The following is a 19390-nucleotide window of genomic DNA, read 5'->3' as shown; positions in this document are numbered from 1 at the left end:
CCGAGCAGCAGCCCGGCGATCAAGCCGTCGATGGGCATCTCAGATATGCAGGATGAATTCGCGGACCAGCTTGCTACCGAAGTAGGCAAGCATCAGCAGGCAGAAGCCCGCCAGGGTCCAGCGGATGGCCTTGTGCCCGCGCCAGCCGAGCTGGTGGCGGCCCCACAGCAGTACGGCGAATACCACCCAGGCGATGCACGAGAGCAGGGTCTTGTGCGCCAGGTGCTGGGCAAACAGGTTGTCGACGAACAGCCAGCCCGACAGCAGTGACAGGGACAGCAGCAGCCAGCCCGCCCAGAGGAAGCCGAACAGCAGGCTTTCCATGGTCTGCAGCGCCGGGAAGTTGCGGATCAGCCCGGAGGGGTGCTTGTGCTTGAGCTGGTGGTCCTGGAGCAATAGCAGCAGCGACTGGAACACGGCGATGGTGAGCATGCCGTAGGCCAGGATCGACAGCAGGATGTGCGCCAGGATGCCCGGCTCCTCGTTGATCGCCTGCACCGTCCCGGAGGGGGCGAAGGCGGCCAGCAGGACGGTCAGCATTCCCAGCGGCAACAGCAGCAGGAGCAGGTTCTCCACCGGTATCCGTGCAATCGCCAGCAATGTGAGGAAGATCACGGCTGCGGCAATCAGGCTGGCGGCGTTGAAGAAGTCGAGGGTCAGGCCCACCGGGGTGATCAGCTGGATATAAAGGCTGAGCGCATGGGCGACGAGTGCCAGGGAGCCGACCAGGACCAGTAGGCGTTTGTCCGGCGTGGTGCGCTGGCGAAGGCGCAGGCCCTGGTAGGTGGCGGCGCCGGCATAAAGGAAGGCAGCCAGGAGGCTGGGCAGCAGAGGGTGCATAAGTCCTTGTAAGGCAAGCCCGAAAGGCGCTGAGTTTGGCACAGATGAGGGGGCTCACGAAAGACCGCAGGCGGTGTCGGCGCTGGCGACACTTCGCTATAATCCGCCGCTTGCCGCAAGCTCACCCTCGGTTCGGACGAACCTGAAAGGAACGTGCATGTTCGAAAATCTTACAGACCGCCTCTCGCAGACGCTGCGCCATGTCACCGGCAAGGCCAAGCTGACCGAGGACAACATCAAGGACACCCTGCGTGAAGTGCGCATGGCCCTGCTCGAGGCCGACGTGGCCTTGCCCGTGGTCAAGGACTTCGTCAACAAGGTCAAGGAACGCGCCGTCGGTACCGAGGTATCGAAGAGCCTGACCCCGGGCCAGGCCTTCGTGAAGATCGTCCAGGCCGAGCTGATCGAGCTGATGGGCGTGGCCAACGAAGACCTGTCCCTGGCTGCCGCCCCGCCCGCCGTGGTGCTGATGGCCGGCCTGCAGGGCGCGGGCAAGACCACCACCGTCGGCAAGCTCGCGCGCTTCCTCAAGGAGCGCAAGAAGAAGTCCGTGCTGGTGGTGTCCGCCGACGTCTACCGCCCGGCGGCGATCAAGCAGCTGGAAACCCTGGCCGCCGATATCGGCGTGACCTTCTTCCCCTCCGACATCAGCCAGAAACCGGTGGATATCGCCGAGGCCGCGATCCGCGAAGCCAAGCTGAAGTTCATCGACGTGGTGCTGGTGGACACCGCCGGCCGCCTGCACATCGACGGCGAGATGATGGCCGAGATCCAGGCGCTGCACGCGGCGATCAAGCCGGTGGAAACCCTGTTCGTGGTCGACGCCATGACCGGCCAGGACGCGGCCAACACCGCCAAGGCCTTCGGCGAAGCGCTGCCGCTCACCGGCGTGGTGCTGACCAAGGTCGACGGTGACGCCCGTGGTGGTGCCGCGCTCTCCGTGCGTGCCATCACCGGCAAGCCGATCAAGTTCCTCGGCATGGGCGAGAAGAGCGAAGCGCTCGATCCCTTCCACCCGGACCGCATCGCCTCGCGCATCCTCGGCATGGGTGACGTGCTCAGCCTGATCGAACAGGCCGAGCAGGGCATGGACCGCGAGAAGGCCGAGAAGCTCGCGAAGAAGATCAAGAAGGGCAAGGGCTTCGACCTCGAAGACTTCCGCGACCAGCTGCAGCAGATGAAGAATATGGGCGGCCTCGGCGGGCTCATGGACAAGCTGCCCATGCTCGGTGGCGTCAACCTCGCGCAGATGGGCAATGCCCAGGGCGCGGCTGAGAAGCAGTTCAAGCAGATGGAAGCGATCATCAACTCGATGACGCCGCTGGAGCGCCGCGACCCTGAAGTCATCAGCGGCTCGCGCAAGCGCCGTATCGCCCTCGGCTCCGGCACCCAGGTGCAGGACGTCGGCCGGCTGATCAAACAGCACAAGCAGATGCAGAAGATGATGAAGAAGGTCACCGCCAAGGGCGGCATGGCCAAGATGATGCGCGGCATGGGTGGCATGTTCCCCGGCGGCGGCATGCCGAAGATGTAAATGAAAGCGCTGCAAGCGATCAGCTGCCGGGCCTCCGGCGGCTTGAAATCTGCGGCTTGCAGCCGCCACCGACAGGTGGCTGGTAAAAGAGATTTGCAATCGGCCGCATAATCCTTAGAATATGCGGCCTTTCGGGCCCATGGCCCATGTGTGTGCACAGCTTGAAAAGCACCGACCTATAGGAACGAAGTTCAATGGTAACCATCCGTCTTGCTCGTGGCGGCTCCAAGAAGCGCCCCTTCTACCACCTGACCGTGACCAACAGCCGCAATGCGCGCGACGGTCGCTTTGTTGAGCGTATCGGCTTCTTCAACCCGGTCGCTTCGGGTGCCGAAGTGAAGCTCTCCGTGAACCAAGAGCGCGCTACCTACTGGCTGAGCCAGGGCGCCCAGCCGTCTGAGCGCGTTGCTCAGCTGCTGAAGGAAGCTGCCAAGGCTGCTGCCTAAGCAACTTTATGAGCACGACGCCGGCACAGGCCGAGGACCTCATCGTTCTTGGCAAGATCTTTTCGGTGCATGGCGTACGGGGCGAGGTGAAGGTGTATTCCTTTACCGATCCGCTGGATAACGTGCTCGATTACCGCCGTTGGACGCTTAAACGCGACAACGAGGTAAAGCAGGTCGAAGTGGCCAGTGGACGCTTGCACGGCAAGGTCCTGGTGGCAAAGCTGAAGGGTCTCGATGATCGCGAAGTCGCTCGTACTTTCGCGGGCTTCGACATTTGCGTGCCCCGCAGCGAGCTGCCGGAACTCGAAGGTGACGAGTACTACTGGCATCAGTTGGAAGGTCTCAAGGTCATCGACCAGCAGGAGCAATTGCTCGGCGTCGTCGATCATCTGCTGGAGACCGGCGCCAACGACGTGATGGTGGTCAAGCCCTGCCCCGGCAGCCTCGATGACCGTGAGCGCCTGTTGCCCTATACGGCGCAATGCGTGCTGACGATCGACCTGGAAACAGGCGAGATGCGGGTGGATTGGGACGCTGACTTCTGAGCTGCATGACATGAAAAGCATGCAGGTCGAGGTCATCAGCATCTTTCCGGAGATGTTCGCCGCCATCAGCGAATACGGCATTACCAGCCGAGCGGTAAAGCAGGGTCTGCTCAAGCTGACCTGCTGGAACCCGCGGACCTTCACCGAGGACCGCCACCAGACGGTGGACGACCGGCCCTTCGGCGGTGGCCCAGGCATGGTGATGAAGATACAGCCCCTGGAGCGGGCCCTGGCAGCAGCCAAGGCGTCGGCGGGGGAGCAGGCGAAGGTGATCTACCTTTCGCCGCAGGGTCGCCAGCTCAAGCAGGAGGCCGTGCGCGAACTGGTGCAGTCGGAGTCCATGATTCTGATCGCCGGTCGCTACGAAGGTATCGACGAGCGCTTCATCGAAGAGCACGTCGACGAAGAATGGTCGATTGGCGACTACGTATTGTCCGGCGGTGAGCTGCCGGCAATGGTGCTGATCGACGCGGTGACGCGGTTGTTGCCCGGTGCACTGGGCCATGCGGACTCCGCAGAGGAAGACTCGTTCACGGACGGCCTCCTCGATTGCCCGCACTACACCCGACCTGAGGTGTACGCGGACAAGCGTGTTCCTGATGTGTTGCTTAGCGGCAACCACGAACACATCCGGCGTTGGCGTTTGCAGCAGTCCCTTGGTCGGACCTGGGAACGTCGTGCCGATCTTCTGGATAGCCGCTCGCTTTCTGGAGAAGAGAAGAAGCTGCTGGCGGAATACATCCGTCAGCGGGACGATAGTTAACGTATCGATGGCAGGCCGGTGGCTTGTCTTAGGAGCGCAGCGATGACCAACAAGATCATTCAGCAAATCGAAGCTGAACAAATGAACAAAGAGATCCCGGCTTTCGCCCCCGGCGACACCGTGATCGTGCAAGTGAAAGTAAAGGAAGGCGACCGTCAGCGTCTGCAGGCCTTCGAAGGTGTTGTCATCGCCAAGCGTAACCGCGGCCTGAACAGCGCTTTCACCGTTCGCAAGATCTCCAACGGCGTAGGCGTAGAGCGTACCTTCCAGACCTACTCCCCGCTGGTCGACAGCCTGAGCGTCAAGCGCCGCGGTGACGTGCGCAAGGCCAAGCTGTACTACCTCCGCGACCTGTCCGGCAAGGCAGCTCGCATCAAGGAGAAGCTGGTCTAAGGACTGCTTCCCTCAAAAGCCCGCCCCGGGAAACCGCGGCGGGCTTTTTATTGGGTCGGAGATAATGGGTCTGCACACGTCGTCGGGCTCATCTCATCCTGCAGCCTGTGCTCCAGGCGCTCCAGCTCAGCCCGCAGCGCACTGAACTTGGCGAGCAGTTCGTCCTCGCCAGCATTCGCTTCGCACAGTGCTTCAAGGGATTCGCAACAGGCGATGAGCGGGCTGGCATGGACGATCTTCGCGGCGCCCTTGATCTTGTGCGCCACCTCGGCCATCGCTTGCCTGTCGCCATCATCCATGAAGCCCTGCATCAACTTCAGGTCGTTGCGGTTGCTGTCCAGCAAGGTATCCAGCAGGCGAGTGCGCAGTGTCGGGTCGCGGCCTGCCAACTGCTCGAACTCCCGAAGGTCGCAGGCTGCGGGCAGTTGCTCCGTCAGTGGCGCCTGTTGCGCGATATCAACCAACTGGGCCGCCAGCTCGCCGAGGCTGATCGGCTTGAACAGGCAGGCGTCCATGCCAGCCTGGCGACAGCGTTCATGCTCCTCGTTCTGCGCGTTGGCGGTGTAGCCGATGAAGCGGCAGGGTGTCAGTGCGTCGCGGCGCTCGAGGTTGCGGACGGCCCGGGCGAGGTCGTAGCCATTCATGATCGGCATGTTGCAGTCGCTGATCACCAGGTCGAACCGCTGTCGTTGCCATAGCTCCAGGCCGCTGGCGCCGTTATGGGCCTCGTTGACCCGATGACCGAGGAAGATCAGTTGCTGCTTGAGCAGTTCGCGGTTGGCTGGGTGATCGTCCACCACCAGTACGTCGAGTCTTTGCTGGGGAGCGGTGATCTGCGCAACCGGGCTCGCTTCCTTGCGTGGCAGCGGGTCGAGTATCTGCAGCGCCAGTTGCACGGTCACGCAGGTGCCGTGGCCGGGCCGGCTGGTCATTTCGATGCTGCCACCCATCATCTCGCACAGGGTTCGGCTGATGACCAGGCCCAGGCCAGTACCACCGATGGTGTTGTTGGGCTGTTGCTGGCCCTGGCTGAAGGGCTGGAACAGCCGCTCCAGGTCTTCGGGCTCGATGCCCTGGCCGCTGTCCTCCACGAGCAGCGTCAGCTCCAGGCGCTTGTTCGCGATTGCCTGTGCGGCAACCTTGAGCGTCACCCGGCCGCGTTCGGTGAACTTGATGGCGTTGCTGACGAGGTTGGAAAGCACCTGCTTGAAGCGCAATGGGTCCAGCAGTACGTCGATGCCGGCCCTGGGGTCGAACTCCAGTCGCAGGGCGAGGCTCTTCTGGCGCGCCAGCCCGTCGAATACCCGAACCACCGCCTCGACCTCTTCGCGGAGGTTGCAGCGCACGGGGCTCAGATTGATGCGGCCGGACTCGATACGGGCGATGTCGAGGATGTTGCCGATCAGCTCCAGCAGGTTGTTCGCCGAATCGTGGGCGATCTCTATGGCCTGGCGGTCGAGGTGGCCCTGGTCGGCGCGTTGCAAGGCCAGTTCGAGCATGCCGATCACTGCGTTCATCGGTGTGCGGATCTCGTGGCTCATGGTGGCGAGGAAGGTGCTTTTGGCGCGGCTGGCTTCGTCGGCACGCTCCTTGGCCTCCTGCAGGTCGGCCACCAGGCGCAGGCGTTCGGTGATGTCGATCCAGCCACCGACCACGCCCTTGATGATCCCGCGGGAGTCGCGGAAGGGCTCGATCCAGTGGTAGATGCTGAACGGTTCATCCTTCCTGCTCAGGTGATGATCGGCCTGCATGCCCTGGCCGATTTCCATCACCTTGCGGTAGTCCTCCAGCATCTGCGGTGAGCTGGTGTCGTCACCGAAAACCCCGGCCAGTGGTAGCTCGCCGATGGCCTGCGCACGCTCGATGGAGAGCGCCTCCAGATAGTTGTCGTTGCACAGCAGCAGGCGGCTCTCACGATCCCGTACATATATGGGGTGTGGCGTCCCGTTGATCAGTGTCTCCATCAATTGCAACTGATCGTTCAGTGCCTGCTCGGCGAAGGCGCGCAGTTTCATCTGGCGCCGCAGGTAGGCGTTCCAGATCAGGGACACGCTAAGCAGCAGGCCCACCACGCCACTCACCTGATAGATGAGCCGTTCATAATCGCGCCAGGCGGGCTTGGCCACTTCCACCGTGGAGCGCCAACGCTGGTTGACCAGTACCGCAAGCTCGTCTGGCGGGATGTTGACCAGGGCCTTGTCGAGTATCGACAGCAGCTCCAGGTCGCCACGGCGCAGGGCGAATACCGTGGGCTCCAACTGCTGGGGCACCACGTCGGATATCCACAGGCGCTCGTCGAAGAAGCGCTGGACCAGGTGCTCGGCGATGGTCCCGGGGAGAATCGCCGCATCGGCGCCGCCGTCTGCCGTGACGGTCAGCGCCTCGTGCATCGAGTCGTACTCCAGGGGCACGAGGTGGGGATAGTTGGCGAGCAGCCATTTCACCAGTTGCGGGGTGCGCGGCAGCGCGACGCGTTTGCCATTCAGGGACTCCAGGTCCACCGAACGCGTATCGCTGCGGCGGGTGATGATTACCAGCCCGGCGTTCATGTAGGGACGTGTGTAGGCCAGGCCATCGGTGGTGCTGGCCGCCGGATTGAACGCCCCGATCAGGTCGGCCTCACCGGCCTTCAGCTTCTCCACCATCTCTTCCTGGCTGGAGGTGCGGATGATCTCGAAGCGCAACCCCGTGCGCATGCGCACCTGGTCCAGAACATCGGCGGTGATGCCGTGGTAGTTGCCATCGCTGTCGAAGAAGCTCACTGGCGAGAGGTTGCCGAAGGTCGCGATGCGCAGCACCGGATGCAACAGCAGCCAGCGTTGTTCCTGCTGGGTGAACACCAGGCTGGAGTCGGACAGCAAGGGGCCGTTGCCACCGCCCCAGCGCTTGAGCAACTGCCCCTGACGCTCCGGGGGGATGCTGGCCAGTGCGGCGTTGATCACCTTCAGCAGTTCGGGCTGGTCATTGCGCATGGCGAAGCCGAAGCCGCTGCTGGGCATCTTGCTGTAGCCGGCCAGGCGCAGCGGGCCGGCCTGGCTCTGATTGATGAGGTAGTTGGCCATCACCAGGTCGCCCAGGTAAAGGTCGGCACGGCCAAGGGCCACCGCGCGCAGGGCTGAGCGCGGGTCGGGTTCGGTGCTGACCCGCGCCAGGGGATAGTGCGCGCGGATCTTCTCCAGGGGCTGGTAGTCGGCCGGCATCACCAGGTGCATGCCGTTGAGGCCGGGCGACAGCGGGCGGCGCTCGTCGTCGCGGCTGACCAGCACCGGCTGGTCCGGTGCATAGGTATCGCTGAGCAGCAGTTGGCGATTGGCCGTCTCGTAGGTGTTGGAAGCACTGAGCAGGTCGATGCGGCCATCCATCAGCGCCAGCAGGGCCTCTTCCCGATCACGGAAGCGCAGCACCTTGATGTCGACGCCCAGCTTGTCGGCGATCACGCCGGCAACGTCGGCGGTGAGGCCTTCGAAGTCGCGACCGCTGCTGGTGATGTCGAAGGGCGGCAGGTCTGCGCCTATGCCAAGGCGCAGCTCGCGCTTGTCCCGCAGCCAGCGCCAGTCCTGCAGCTCCAGGGCCGCCTTGGCGTCGGTGGGGAGTGGGCGGCTGAGCAGGGGCAGTTGTTCTTCGGCGGGCAGTTGGGGCCCAAGCAGTGTCAGGAAGAGGCCGGCCAGGGCGCGCAACAGGGGGCGGGCGAGCGGCGATCTGTGCATGGGGCTTTCCTTTTGGCCGGGTTCCACGAGGGCCGCCATTGGCGAAATGGCAGCGACGGCAGCGGAAAATAGCCCATTCCCAATCACACAAAATCACCCGTGGAGCGGCTTGGGAAATGTCTTCTAGATGGTGGTGACTGGCGCCTACACGGTGTGCTCCGCAAGCCGAGCAGCGCGGCCGACGGCTCGGCATCTCCACGGCGTTGCACGTCTGGTCAGGTCGTAGCCCGGTGTGCTGCCCAGCTCGTCGCTCGCGAGTGCTGCCCGGGGTGTCGAGCTATGGAATAATCGCGCCGCCGCAGGGCCAGGTCCCTGGGCAACTCCCGTGAAGGTGCTGCGGTCTGCGGCCAACGGGAGCCGTTCTGCCCGTTCGAAAGCGCACAACAACGACAACAGACGCCGCACGAGTGGCAGCCACATTGGGTTGTATTCAGGTAGTAGTGGCATGACCCCGAGAGAGCAAGAGATCGCCCGGCGCACCGCCTTGTCCGAAAGCCGCGTGACCAAGGCGGTTTTCCCGCCGACCACCAACCATCACAACACCCTGTTCGGCGGCACTGCGCTGGCCTGGATGGACGAGGTGTCCTTCATCTGCGCCACGCGCTTCTGCCGCCTGCCGCTGGTGACCGTCTCCACCGACCGCATCGACTTCAAGCACCCCATTCCCGCCGGCTCCATCGTCGAGCTGGTCGGGCGCGTGGTGAAGGTGGGCAACACCAGCCTCAAGGTCGAGGTGGAGGTGTTCGTCGAAAGCATGTACGAGAACGGCCGCGAGAAGGCCATCACCGGGGTCTTCAGCTTCGTCGCCATCGACGAGGAGAAGCGCCCGGTGCCGGTACTGCCGGAATCGGCCATCGAACAGGCGGCCTGATCCGGCTCGCCAGGCGAGCCGGCCCGCAGGAGCGGGTCAGTGGCGCAGGGCGATCTTCAGCGAGGCCTGGGACAGGTCGATGTTGCTCAGGGTCAGGCTGCCGAAGCTCTGGTTCTGCGGCGCGCCGGCGACGCGGACATTGTCGAAGCGCAGCTCGCCGATGGAGCTGGGCAGGCGCACGTTGATCGAGCCATCGGGGTTGATGGTCGAGTGCATGTGGCTGGTGTCGTAGACCACGTCCTTCATCGAGGTCTCGGCCTCCAGGCTGTCCAGCACCGGCATCACCAGGCGGCTCAGCGCCTTGACGGTGCCGATGCCATCGCCGGTTTCGGCCTGGACGAACAGGCCCTGCAGCACCTCGTCCAGCCCCTGGGCGCTGACGTCGCTCATCTCCGCATCGCTCAACGGGCGCAGGCCCTTGGGCGTGTGCTGCTGGGAAATCGCGCTGGGGGTCTGCTGGATGTCCGCGCTGGCCATCTGGAAGGGGCTCATCAGGGCCGCGATCAGGGTGGCGGCCAGGCGCAGGTTGTTCTGCTTCTTCAGGGCGCGGTCGAGTTGCCGACGGCTCAACAATCCTTGTTCGATCAGCACCTCGCCGAGGCGCTTGTCGCAGGTCAACTGGAGTTTGATGGCAGCGTCCAGCTGCTGGCTGGTGATCAATCCCTTGTTGACCAGAATCTGGCCAAGGCGTGATTTCTGCTGATTCGACATGGTGCTCGACCGGATTGGAGTGGTGGCAAGGTGAAATCATCCTCTCGTAGGAAGAGGCTGTCACCCAACAAAGGATAGGCTTACATGACCATTTGTCCGTGTGCTTAGGAAGCGTTTTTATCCACAGGTCCGAAGGCCCCGGCTTCTTCCTCGATCAATGCCACCAGGCTCCAGCCCGCTTCCGGTTTCAGGGGCACTTCCGTGCTCGCCAGGTGCACCCAGCCGCGTGGGTCGCGGGCCAGCAGCAGGATGGCGCGCTCGCCATGCAGGGCCTGGTAGGCGGCGTAGTCGAAGGTGGCGGTGAGGGTGGTGGTGCGCACGTCCGCACCCCGGGCGAGCTTGCCGGCGAACTGTGGATAACTGAGCGCCGGGCTGCCCAGGGGCCGTCCGCGCACCTGGTCGCCGACGCGGTGCTTGTCGGTGCGCCGGCTCTCCGCGCCACTGGGCAGGGTGAAGCGGCGCAGCGCCGGGAAGTCGTGGCGGAAGCGCATGCAGGCCAGGGCGTTCATTTCGCTGGAAGGGGAGAGCGCCAGCAGGTGGCCCAGCCCCACCAGGTCGAGGTGCGCATCGGCGTGCTGCGAGGTGGGGTTGCCGAAGTAGGTGGGCAGGTTGTCCATCCGTGCGGCGCGGATGTTCTCCCAGCTCGAATCGGTGAGCAGCACGCGGCTGCCCAGGTGCTGCAGGGCCTTGCCGATCTCCCGCGCCACCGGGTTGGCACCGATGATCAGAAAGCCCGCCGGGGCCGGCTCGGCCACCTTCAGCAGGCGTGCCAGTGGGCGCGCGGTGGCGCTCTGCAGCACCACCGTGCCGATGATCACCAGGAAGGTCAGCGGCACCAGCAGGTGCGCCTGTTCATTGCCGTGCTGCTGCAGGCGCAGGGCGAAGATCGCCGACACCGCCGCCGCGACTATCCCCCGTGGCGCGATCCAGGCCAGCAGCGCGCGCTCGCGCCAGCTCAGCGGCGAGCCCAGGGTGCAGACGCCGACGTTCAGCGGCCGGGCGATGAACTGGATCACCGCCAGCAGCACCAGCGTCGCCGGCCCCAGGGCGATCAGCGCCGCCAGGTCGAGGCGCGCCGCGAGCAGGATGAACAGCCCGGAAATCAGCAGCACGCTGAGGTTTTCCTTGAAGTGCAGGATCGGCTTGATATCCACCCCGCGCATATTCGCCAGGCCCATGCCCATCACGGTCACCGCCAGCAGGCCGGATTCGTGCACCAGCAGGTTGGCGCTGATGAACACCCCCAGCACCGCGGCCAGGGCCGCCAGGTTGTGCAGGTACTCGGGCAGCCAGTGGCGACGCAGCACCGTGCCGAACGCCCAGCCACCGAAGGCGCCGAGCAGGCAGCCGCAGGCGATCACGCTGGCGAAGGTGCCCAGGCTCTCGCTCCAGCCGCCCTGGTCGCGGCTGACGATGAAGCTGAACACCACCACCGCCAGCAGCGCGCCGATGGGGTCGATGACGATGCCTTCCCAGCGCAGGATGTTGGCGATTGAGGCCTTCGGCCGCACCACGCGCAGCATCGGCACGATCACCGTGGGGCCGGTGACCAGCGTCAGCGAGCCGAACAACAGCGCCAGGTCCCAGGAGAAGCCCAGCAGCAGGTGGGTGGCGCAGGCGATCACCGCCCAGGTGATCAGCGCGCCCCAGGTCACCATGCGCCTGACCACGGTGCCGATCTCGCGCCATTCGGAGACGTGCAGGGTCAGGCTGCCTTCGAACAGGATCAGCGCTACCGCCAGCGATGTCAGCGGGAACAGCAGGGGGCCGAACAGCAGCCCCGGGTCCAGCCAGCCCAGGATCGGCCCGGCGAGAATGCCGGACAGCAGCAGGAACAGGATCGCCGGCAGGCGCAGGCGCCAGGCCAGCCACTGGCTGCCGAGGGCGGCCAGGCCGATGCCGCCGAGGGCCAGGAGGATGCGGGGTTCGTCCATCAGGACTCCTTGTCGCTGGTGAAGGGCGGGACGCTTGTGGAAGACTAGACGCCGTTCATCCCACCAGCGTTCCGTCATGCCCGCCCTCGACCACCCCCTGATCGACCGTTACCTCGATGCCCTGTGGCTGGAGAAGGGCCTCTCGCCCCACACCCGCTCCGCCTACCGCAGCGACCTGGCGCACTTCAATGGCTGGGCGGAGGAGCGCGGCGCGAGCCTGCAGGCCGCCGGCCGCGACCTGATCCTCGATTACCTCGCCTGGCGCCTGGAGCAGGGCTACAAGGCCCGCTCCACGGCACGCTTCCTCTCGGGAACCCGCGGTTTCTACCGTTTTCTCCTGGGTGAAGGGTTGATCAGCGAGGACCCCACCCTGCAGGTGGACCTGCCGCTGCTCGGGCGCCCGCTGCCCAAGTCGCTGTCCGAGGCGGACGTCGAGGCCCTGCTCGACGCCCCTGAGCTGGACGACCCCATCGGCCTGCGTGACCGTGCCATGCTCGAAGTGCTCTACGCCTGCGGCCTGCGGGTCAGCGAGCTGGTGGGCCTGACCCTGGAGCAGGTCAACCTGCGCCAGGGCGTGGTCAAGGTGTTCGGCAAAGGCAGCAAGGAGCGCCTGGTGCCGCTCGGCGAAGAAGCCATCGCCTGGATCGAGCGCTACGTCCGTGAGTCGCGGCCCTTCCTGCTCGACGGCAAGCCCAGCGACGTGCTGTTCCCCAGCCAGCGTGGCGAGCAGATGACCCGGCAGACCTTTTGGTACCGCATCAAGCACCAGGCCAAGGTCGCCGGCATCGTCAAGTCGCTGTCGCCCCACACCCTGCGCCACGCCTTCGCCACCCACCTGCTCAACCACGGCGCCGACCTGCGGGTGGTGCAGATGCTGCTGGGGCATGCCGACCTCTCCACCACGCAGATCTACACCCACATCGCCCAGGCACGTCTCAAGGACCTGCACGCCCGCCACCACCCGCGTGGCTGAGCTGGAAAAGGTGGCCGCCTGTTCCCTACATGCACCGGATATCCCGGCCTTACCTCCGTTCGGCTCTATGGCGCGGTGCTTCGGGGCTTCTGTGATAATCTTCGGCATCCGCCCGAATGTCCCCGCTCCACAGGAGTAACCATGCGCGTGACCCGTCTCTTCGCAGCCATGGCCCTTGGCCTTGTCAGCACCTTCAGCCTCGCCGACGACCCGGACCAGGCCATCCGCAAGACCCTCAGCGGCCTTGAATTGGGCCTGCCCATCGAATCCATCGGCGAAAGTCCCATGAGCGGCATCTACCAGGTGCAGCTCAAGGGCGGCCGCATGCTCTACACCAGCGCCGACGGCCAGTACCTGATGCAGGGCTACCTGTACCACGTGAAGGACGGCAAGCCGGTGAACCTCACCGAGCAGTCCGAGAGCCGCTCCATCGCCAAGGAGATCAACGCCATCCCCGCAAGCGAGATGGTGGTCTTCGCGCCCAAGGAGCCGGCCAAGGCGCATATCACCGTGTTCACCGACACCGATTGCGGCTACTGCCAGAAACTGCACAGCGAAGTGCCCGAGCTCAACCGTCGCGGTATCGAAGTGCGCTACGTCGCCTTCCCGCGCCAGGGTCTTGGCAGCCATGGCTACAACAGCCTGGTCAGCGTCTGGTGCAGCAAGGACCGCCAGGCCGCGATGAACAAGGCCAAGTCCCGCGAGGAGCTTCCCGCCGCCACCTGCGATAACCCGGTGGCCAAGCAGTTCGAGCTGGGCCAGCTGATCGGCGTCAACGGCACGCCGGCCATCGTCCTCGGCAACGGCCAGATGATCCCGGGCTACCAGCCGGCCCCGCAACTGGCCAAGATCGCCCTGGAAGCCAAGTAACACGGGCTCTGCGCGTATCACATCGATTGACCAAAAATCAGCCGCTTCGTAAAGTGCGGCTCTTTTCCACGGCCGGGACCATGCCCGGCCGTTTTTCGCAGTGAAGATGGGGAGTTCAGCGTGAAGCCGGTAAAAGTAGGCATCTGTGGCCTGGGGACCGTCGGTGGCGGCACCTTCAACGTACTCAAACGCAACGCCGAGGAGATTGCCCGCCGTGCCGGGCGTGGAATCGAAGTTGCCCAGATCGCTGCTCGTCGCCCCAATCCGAAGTGTGAAACCGGTACCACCCCCATTACCGCCGACATCTTCGCCCTGGCCGACAACCCGGAAATCGACATCGTCATCGAGCTGATCGGGGGCTACACCCTGGCCCGCGACCTGGTGCTCAAGGCCATCGACAACGGCAAGCACGTGGTCACCGCCAACAAGGCGCTGATCGCCGTGCACGGCAACGAAATCTTCGCCAAGGCCCGCGAGAAGGGCGTCATCGTCGCCTTCGAAGCCGCCGTCGCCGGTGGCATCCCGGTGATCAAGGCGATCCGCGAGGGCCTCTCCGCCAACCGCATCAACTGGCTGGCCGGCATCATCAACGGCACCGGCAACTTCATCCTCACCGAGATGCGCGAGAAAGGCCGTGCCTTCGATGACGTGCTCAAGGAAGCGCAAGCGCTGGGCTACGCCGAAGCCGATCCGACCTTCGACGTCGAAGGCATCGATGCTGCCCACAAGCTGACCATCCTCGCTTCCATCGCCTTCGGCATCCCGCTGCAGTTCGACAAGGCCTACACCGAAGGCATTTCGAAACTCACCAGCGCCGACGTCAACTATGCCGAAGCCCTGGGCTACCGCATCAAGCACCTGGGCGTGGCCCGTCGTACCGACAAGGGCATCGAGCTGCGCGTGCACCCGACCCTGATCCCGGCCGACCGCCTGATCGCCAACGTCAACGGCGTGATGAACGCCGTGATGGTCAACGGCGACGCTGCCGGCAGCACCCTCTACTACGGCCCCGGCGCCGGCATGGAGCCCACCGCTTCCGCCGTGGTCGCCGACGTTGTGGACGTGGTCCGCGCGCTGACCGCCGACCCGGAGAACCACGTACCGCACCTGGCCTTCCAGCCGGATTCGCTGTCCGACCACCCGATCCTCCCGATCGATGCCTGCGAGAGCGCGTACTACCTGCGCATCCAGGCCAAGGACCACCCGGGCGTACTGGCCCAGGTGGCCACCATCCTGTCCGAGCGCGGCATCAACATCGAATCCATCATGCAGAAGGAAGTCGAAGAGCAGGACGGACTGGTGCCGATGATCCTGGTTACCCACCGGGTCGTCGAAGCGCGCGTTAACGACGCCATCGCCGCACTGGAAGCCCTCGACGACGTGGTCGGCAGCGTAGTCCGCATCCGCGTCGAACAGCTCAATTAATTGGAGCGGCAAGCTGCAAGCCATAAGCCGCAAGCGGGTGTTCCGCTTGTAGCTTGAAACTTGCAGCTTGCCGCTCAAACCGAAGGTTTGTACCCATGCGCTATATCAGTACCCGCGGCCAGGCCCCGGCCCTGAACTTCGAAGACGTGCTGCTGGCTGGCCTGGCCAGCGACGGCGGCCTCTACGTACCGGAAAACCTGCCGCGCTTCACCCAGGAAGAGATCGCCTCCTGGGCCGGCCTGCCGTACCACGAGCTGGCCTTCCGCGTGATGCGCCCGTTCGTTGCCGGCAGCATCGCCGATGCCGATTTCAAGAAGATCCTCGAAGAGACCTACGGCGTCTTCGCCCACAACGCCGTGGCGCCGCTGCGCCAGCTGAACGGCAACGAGTGGGTGCTGGAGCTGTTCCACGGCCCGACCCTGGCCTTCAAGGACTTCGCCCTGCAGCTGCTGGGCCGTCTGCTCGACCACGTGCTGTCCAAGCGCGGCGAGCGCGTGGTGATCATGGGCGCCACCTCCGGTGACACCGGTTCGGCCGCCATCGAAGGCTGCAAGGCCTGCGAGCACGTCGACATCTTCATCATGCACCCGCACAACCGTGTGTCCGAGGTGCAGCGCCGGCAGATGACCACCATCCTCGGCGAGAACATCCACAACATCGCCGTGGAAGGCAACTTCGACGACTGCCAGGAGATGGTCAAGGCCAGCTTCGCCGACCAGGGCTTCCTCAAGGGCACCCGCCTGGTCGCGGTCAACTCGATCAACTGGGCGCGGATCATGGCCCAGATCGTCTACTACTTCCACGCCGCCCTGCAGCTCGGTGGCCCGGCCCGCTCCGTGGCCTTCTCGGTGCCCACCGGCAACTTCGGCGACATCTTCGCCGGCTACCTGGCGCGCAACATGGGCCTGCCGATCAGCCAGCTGATCGTCGCCACCAACCGCAACGACATCCTGCACCGCTTCATGAGCGGCAACCGCTACGTCAAGGACACCCTGCACCCGACCCTGTCGCCGTCGATGGACATCATGGTCTCGTCCAACTTCGAGCGCCTGCTGTTCGACCTGCACGGCCGCAACGGCGCCGCCATTGCCGGGCTGATGGACACCTTCAAGCAGGGCGGCGGCTTCAGCGTCGAGGACGATCGCTGGACCGAAGCGCGCAAGCTGTTCGACTCCCTGGCCGTCAACGACGAGCAGACCTGCGAGACCATCACCGAGGTCTACAAGGAATGCGGCGAGCTGCTGGACCCGCACACCGCCATCGGCGTGCGCGCCGCCCGCGAATGCCGCCGCAGCCTGTCCACTCCCATGGTCACCCTCGGCACCGCGCACCCGGTCAAGTTCCCGGAAGCGGTGGAGAAGGCCGGCATCGACGCGGTCCCGGCGCTGCCGCCGCACCTCGCCGACCTGTTCCAGCGCGAAGAACGTTGCACCGTCCTGGCCAACGACCTGAAGACCATCCAGGCCTTCGTCGCCGCCCACGGCAACCGCGGCAAGCCGCTCTAAGCTGAACGGCAATGAAAAAGCCCCTGGTGAGCGATCACCAGGGGCTTTTTTGTGCCGTGGCCCCAGGTCATTCGGCGGGGTCTTTCCGTGGGTCGCCCTGTTCCAGCTGTGAGAGAAGCTCGCCGGGCTCCAGGGGAAATACCCGGCCAGGGATTACATGCATCACACCGGGCATCAGGGGTGTTTCAAGGCTGGAACCCTGAGTCGCCACGTCTGTGCTTATCACCGCCTCGTAGTCGAAGGTTTCGGTGGTTCCCGCCGAACCGGTGAGCACCTGCCAGGCATGGATCTGGTAGTTGCGCTGCGGATTCTGTGGCTTCAGGAAGACCAGTACGGTCTTCCCTTGCATGTCGTCGACCTCGAAGTTCACGTTGAATTTTGTGGCCATGATCCTTTTTCTCCCTGGTTCCATTCGGGCCCCGGTCCCTGCCGGAGTACGTTCCCATCATCACCACTTTCCGGCGGTGCAGAGCCCGCCCTGCCGAACGGTCGTCATCGGGCCACCGCAGCCCGGACTTCAGTCCGGGAGCCCTGGGGCGAATACCGGGAAACCTCTCGACTCCAGCTGGGGGCCTTCAACCGAGGGACATGAATTCGAAGGTCCACAAGCCGCTGGGGCGCGTCAGGGTCACCTCTACTTCGGTGGCGGTGATGGGCAATACGTACTCGGTCATGTCGGAGAAGTTCTGCACGATATAGGTCTGCCCCGCCAGGGGCGCCGAGGCCACCATGAAGTAGAAGTGGCCTGGCATCATCTCGAAGGTCACCGTCATGTTCCGGTCCACCTTGGGCATGCTCACCACCGGATGGCCGCCGACATACCAGTTGCACGTGAACTGGATGAAGGGGTTGGTCTGGTTGATCACGCCGCACTGCTGTGGGGTGAGCTTTTCTTCGGCCAGAGAGGTCGGGGCCTGTTGCAGGTGCGGAGACAGCCCGCCCGGGCTGACTGCCTGCAGCAACTGGCCGGGCTGGACGGCCACGCGTGCGGAGATGATCTGCTCATCCGGGGTATCGCCCGTGCTGGAGAGATCGGTCTCGATCTGATCCTCGTAGCTGAACTGCTCGCTGGCCCCCGCCGAGCCGGTCAGCACCCGCCAGGCATGAATGTTGTAGTCGCGCTGCGGGTTCTGTGGCTTGAGGAAGACCAGCACGGTCTTCCCTTCCATATCCTCCACAGCGAAATGCACGTTGAAATTGATCATGGTCCCTGTCTCCTTGGTTCCTTCGTAGCCCCGGCACTTGTCAGGGCAGGCGTTGATAATGGAGCAGGAACAGCCACTTTGCCGAGTATTTGTGAGTGTCGTAGCCCGGGCTTCAGCCCGGGAGCCCGCTCAACGAAAAGCCCCCGGCGATCACTCGCCGGGGGCTTTCTTCATACGGGGTCGAGCGGGTTTCAGCGCGACAGGAAGTCGAAGGTCCACAGGCCGTTCGGGCGGCTCAGGGTCACGTCCACTTCGGTGGCGGTGATGGGCGCCACGTACTGGGTCATGTCCGAGAAGTTCTGCACGATGTAGGTCTGCCCGATCATGGGCGGCGTGGCCACCATGAAGTAGAAATTGGGCTCGTACTCGAAGCTCACGGTCATGCGTGAGTCCACCTTGGGCATGGTCACCACCGGGCGGCCGTTGACGTACCAGTTGCTGTCGAACTGGATGTAGGGGTTGGTCTTGTTGATCACGCCGCACTGCTGCGGGGTGAGTTTTTCCTGGGCCAGCGAGGTGGCCGCCTGTTCCAGCTGCGGCGACAGGCCGCCGGGGCTGACGGCCTGCAACAGGCCACCGGGCAGGGCGGCCTTGCGCCCGGAGACGATCAGGTTGCCGGCCTTCTCGCCATTGCTGGAGACGTCGGTCTCGATCACCGCCTCGTAGTCGAACGACTCGGTCGCCCCGGCCGAGCCGGTGAGCACCTGCCAGGCGTGGATGCGGTAATCGCGCTGCGGGTTCTGCGGCTTGAGGAAGACCAGCACGGTCTTGCCCTCCATGTCGTCGACAGCGAAGTTCACGTTGAAAGTAGTCATGGTTCCCTTCTCCTTGGTTCCGTTACGGCCCCGACACCTGCCCGGGCCTGCTTCCATGACGGCCGCCCCGCCGACCTGTGAAGTCCTTTTATGGCGTGCCGAGGCGGCGTCACGGATGCGGCGGCCTCCCGTCATTGCTGCTGGGCACCTACCGCCCAGCCAAGTAAAGGAGATTCGCCATGGAATGCTTCAAGAAAACCCTGCCCCTGGGGCTGCTGGCCGCCTGCTGCAGCCTGCCGGCCCTTGCCCAGATCAACTGCGCGCCCGGTGCGCCCGGAGTCAACCCGCTGCCGGTGCAGATAGGCGGCGGGCTCGTCAACAGCCGGATCAACCCGCAGATCAGCCAGCGCCATATCTTCTGCGGCGAGATCAATGGGGCGGGCGCAGCTGTGGGCTATCACTCGCGGCCTGCCGGCCACGATCCACGCCTTGGGGCTCTGCCTGCGTCGCCCGTCGCCGCGCGCATCACCGCCGGGCAGCAGTACTTCGTAGAGCCGCCGGCAGTTGGCGCTGCTGGGCCCTACCGCTACCTGGGAGGCGGCATCGAGGTAGACAATGCCGGCGTCTGGGTAGCCAAGGGCGGTGCCGGGGTTTCGTCCTTCTACCCCGACAGTTGTACCCAGGTGCAGGTGATCGCCTCGGTGCGCTATGCCTACACCCATCCGCTCCAGTCCGTCGGTGGCGGCAACTTCTTCAGCGGGCCTTCGGCCCCCTCGGTAGGGGCGGCGGGCTACTGTGTCGGTGAGGCGGGCAACCCCTTCACCATCGGCGGCTTCCTCAACAACATCGGCGGTCTCTGGACCATCAACACCGCCTACCCCATCGGCAACTTCTGATCGGTCGGCCCGCCCCT

18 protein-coding genes are annotated in these 19390 nt (G+C 64.6%); 11 read left to right on the top strand and 7 right to left on the bottom strand.

Annotation, left to right across the window (positions count from 1 at the left end; translation table 11 throughout):
• Positions 1-39: 39 nt before the first annotated feature.
• A complete protein-coding gene (locus tag OEJ36_RS01415; RefSeq protein WP_263400092.1) occupies positions 40-840 on the bottom strand; it encodes an inner membrane protein YpjD in 801 nt (266 codons plus the stop codon).
• Positions 841-997: 157 nt separating this feature from the next.
• Here OEJ36_RS01415 and ffh point away from each other — a divergent pair, with 157 nt between their 5' ends.
• The 5 genes from ffh (at position 998) to rplS (ending at position 4521) form a co-directional block, all read left to right on the top strand.
• Complete coding sequence (gene ffh, locus OEJ36_RS01410) at positions 998-2374, top strand: signal recognition particle protein (RefSeq protein ID WP_021220792.1); 1377 nt, start codon at positions 998-1000, stop codon at positions 2372-2374.
• A 194-nt stretch (positions 2375-2568) separates the two neighbouring features.
• Entirely contained in the window at positions 2569-2820 is a 252-nt protein-coding gene (rpsP, locus tag OEJ36_RS01405; RefSeq protein ID WP_021220791.1) for a 30S ribosomal protein S16, read from the top strand.
• A gap of 8 nt (positions 2821-2828) precedes the next feature.
• Positions 2829-3365, top strand: coding sequence for a ribosome maturation factor RimM (gene rimM, locus OEJ36_RS01400; protein ID WP_021220790.1), 537 nt, complete (start codon positions 2829-2831; stop codon positions 3363-3365).
• Between the two features lie 10 nt (positions 3366-3375).
• Entirely contained in the window at positions 3376-4128 is a 753-nt protein-coding gene (gene trmD / locus OEJ36_RS01395; RefSeq protein ID WP_043240177.1) for a tRNA (guanosine(37)-N1)-methyltransferase TrmD, read from the top strand.
• Between the two features lie 42 nt (positions 4129-4170).
• Entirely contained in the window at positions 4171-4521 is a 351-nt protein-coding gene (gene rplS / locus OEJ36_RS01390) for a 50S ribosomal protein L19 (RefSeq protein ID WP_043240180.1), read from the top strand.
• Between the two features lie 47 nt (positions 4522-4568).
• On the opposite strand, the gene OEJ36_RS01385 is transcribed toward rplS, so the two are convergent.
• On the bottom strand, positions 4569-8228 hold the full coding sequence (locus OEJ36_RS01385) for a transporter substrate-binding domain-containing protein (protein WP_263400091.1): 3660 nt from the start codon (positions 8226-8228) through the stop codon (positions 4569-4571).
• 445 nt (positions 8229-8673) lie between these two features.
• Here OEJ36_RS01385 and OEJ36_RS01380 point away from each other — a divergent pair, with 445 nt between their 5' ends.
• Positions 8674-9099, top strand: a complete 426-nt coding sequence (locus tag OEJ36_RS01380) for an acyl-CoA thioesterase (RefSeq protein ID WP_021217094.1) — start codon at positions 8674-8676, stop codon at positions 9097-9099.
• 36 nt (positions 9100-9135) lie between these two features.
• Here the strand turns inward: OEJ36_RS01380 and OEJ36_RS01375 are convergent, their stop codons facing one another.
• On the bottom strand, positions 9136-9810 hold the full coding sequence (locus OEJ36_RS01375) for a hypothetical protein (protein ID WP_263400090.1): 675 nt from the start codon (positions 9808-9810) through the stop codon (positions 9136-9138).
• 104 nt (positions 9811-9914) lie between these two features.
• Positions 9915-11744, bottom strand: a complete 1830-nt coding sequence (locus OEJ36_RS01370; RefSeq protein WP_263400089.1) for a cation:proton antiporter — start codon at positions 11742-11744, stop codon at positions 9915-9917.
• A 76-nt stretch (positions 11745-11820) separates the two neighbouring features.
• Here OEJ36_RS01370 and xerD point away from each other — a divergent pair, with 76 nt between their 5' ends.
• The 4 genes from xerD to thrC all read left to right on the top strand — a co-directional run bounded on the left by xerD (position 11821) and on the right by thrC (position 16517).
• Positions 11821-12717 (top strand): site-specific tyrosine recombinase XerD, encoded by an 897-nt coding sequence (xerD, locus tag OEJ36_RS01365; protein ID WP_263400088.1) that lies wholly within the window; start codon positions 11821-11823, stop codon positions 12715-12717.
• 141 nt (positions 12718-12858) lie between these two features.
• On the top strand, positions 12859-13587 hold the full coding sequence (locus OEJ36_RS01360; RefSeq protein WP_263400087.1) for a disulfide isomerase DsbC N-terminal domain-containing protein: 729 nt from the start codon (positions 12859-12861) through the stop codon (positions 13585-13587).
• A gap of 120 nt (positions 13588-13707) precedes the next feature.
• Positions 13708-15012, top strand: a complete 1305-nt coding sequence (locus OEJ36_RS01355; RefSeq protein ID WP_184487538.1) for a homoserine dehydrogenase — start codon at positions 13708-13710, stop codon at positions 15010-15012.
• Between the two features lie 95 nt (positions 15013-15107).
• On the top strand, positions 15108-16517 hold the full coding sequence (thrC, locus tag OEJ36_RS01350; RefSeq protein WP_184487539.1) for a threonine synthase: 1410 nt from the start codon (positions 15108-15110) through the stop codon (positions 16515-16517).
• A gap of 67 nt (positions 16518-16584) precedes the next feature.
• Here the strand turns inward: thrC and OEJ36_RS01345 are convergent, their stop codons facing one another.
• The 3 genes from OEJ36_RS01345 to OEJ36_RS01335 form a co-directional block, all read right to left on the bottom strand.
• On the bottom strand, positions 16585-16905 hold the full coding sequence (locus OEJ36_RS01345) for a hypothetical protein (RefSeq protein ID WP_263400086.1): 321 nt from the start codon (positions 16903-16905) through the stop codon (positions 16585-16587).
• A 187-nt stretch (positions 16906-17092) separates the two neighbouring features.
• Positions 17093-17722: a hypothetical protein gene (locus OEJ36_RS01340; RefSeq protein ID WP_263400085.1), complete on the bottom strand. Its 630-nt coding sequence runs from the start codon at positions 17720-17722 to the stop codon at positions 17093-17095.
• Between the two features lie 191 nt (positions 17723-17913).
• Complete coding sequence (locus tag OEJ36_RS01335; protein ID WP_263400084.1) at positions 17914-18537, bottom strand: hypothetical protein; 624 nt, start codon at positions 18535-18537, stop codon at positions 17914-17916.
• 179 nt (positions 18538-18716) lie between these two features.
• Between OEJ36_RS01335 and OEJ36_RS01330 the strand changes: the two genes are divergently transcribed.
• Entirely contained in the window at positions 18717-19373 is a 657-nt protein-coding gene (locus tag OEJ36_RS01330) for an EndoU domain-containing protein (RefSeq protein ID WP_263400083.1), read from the top strand.
• Positions 19374-19390: the final 17 nt, after the last annotated feature.

Source organism: Pseudomonas sp. PDM13 (assembly GCF_025685765.1).
In the GTDB taxonomy this organism is placed as follows: Bacteria; Pseudomonadota; Gammaproteobacteria; order Pseudomonadales; family Pseudomonadaceae; genus Metapseudomonas; species Metapseudomonas solani.
This window is presented reverse-complemented; position numbering and strand designations above follow the sequence as displayed.

Coding starts and splice junctions, on each gene's coding strand:
- rpsP (WP_021220791.1), top strand. CDS start 2,569: ATGGTAACCATCCGTCTTGCTCGTGGCGGCTCCAAGAAGCGCCCCTTC.
- OEJ36_RS01385 (WP_263400091.1), bottom strand. CDS start 8,228: ATGCACAGATCGCCGCTCGCCCGCCCCCTGTTGCGCGCCCTGGCCGGC.
- OEJ36_RS01360 (WP_263400087.1), top strand. CDS start 12,859: ATGCGCGTGACCCGTCTCTTCGCAGCCATGGCCCTTGGCCTTGTCAGC.
- OEJ36_RS01415 (WP_263400092.1), bottom strand. CDS start 840: ATGCACCCTCTGCTGCCCAGCCTCCTGGCTGCCTTCCTTTATGCCGGC.
- rplS (WP_043240180.1), top strand. CDS start 4,171: ATGACCAACAAGATCATTCAGCAAATCGAAGCTGAACAAATGAACAAA.
- xerD (WP_263400088.1), top strand. CDS start 11,821: ATGCCCGCCCTCGACCACCCCCTGATCGACCGTTACCTCGATGCCCTG.
- trmD (WP_043240177.1), top strand. CDS start 3,376: ATGAAAAGCATGCAGGTCGAGGTCATCAGCATCTTTCCGGAGATGTTC.
- ffh (WP_021220792.1), top strand. CDS start 998: ATGTTCGAAAATCTTACAGACCGCCTCTCGCAGACGCTGCGCCATGTC.
- rimM (WP_021220790.1), top strand. CDS start 2,829: ATGAGCACGACGCCGGCACAGGCCGAGGACCTCATCGTTCTTGGCAAG.
- OEJ36_RS01340 (WP_263400085.1), bottom strand. CDS start 17,722: ATGATCAATTTCAACGTGCATTTCGCTGTGGAGGATATGGAAGGGAAG.
- OEJ36_RS01345 (WP_263400086.1), bottom strand. CDS start 16,905: ATGGCCACAAAATTCAACGTGAACTTCGAGGTCGACGACATGCAAGGG.
- OEJ36_RS01330 (WP_263400083.1), top strand. CDS start 18,717: ATGGAATGCTTCAAGAAAACCCTGCCCCTGGGGCTGCTGGCCGCCTGC.
- thrC (WP_184487539.1), top strand. CDS start 15,108: ATGCGCTATATCAGTACCCGCGGCCAGGCCCCGGCCCTGAACTTCGAA.
- OEJ36_RS01380 (WP_021217094.1), top strand. CDS start 8,674: ATGACCCCGAGAGAGCAAGAGATCGCCCGGCGCACCGCCTTGTCCGAA.
- OEJ36_RS01370 (WP_263400089.1), bottom strand. CDS start 11,744: ATGGACGAACCCCGCATCCTCCTGGCCCTCGGCGGCATCGGCCTGGCC.
- OEJ36_RS01375 (WP_263400090.1), bottom strand. CDS start 9,810: ATGTCGAATCAGCAGAAATCACGCCTTGGCCAGATTCTGGTCAACAAG.
- OEJ36_RS01335 (WP_263400084.1), bottom strand. CDS start 18,537: ATGACTACTTTCAACGTGAACTTCGCTGTCGACGACATGGAGGGCAAG.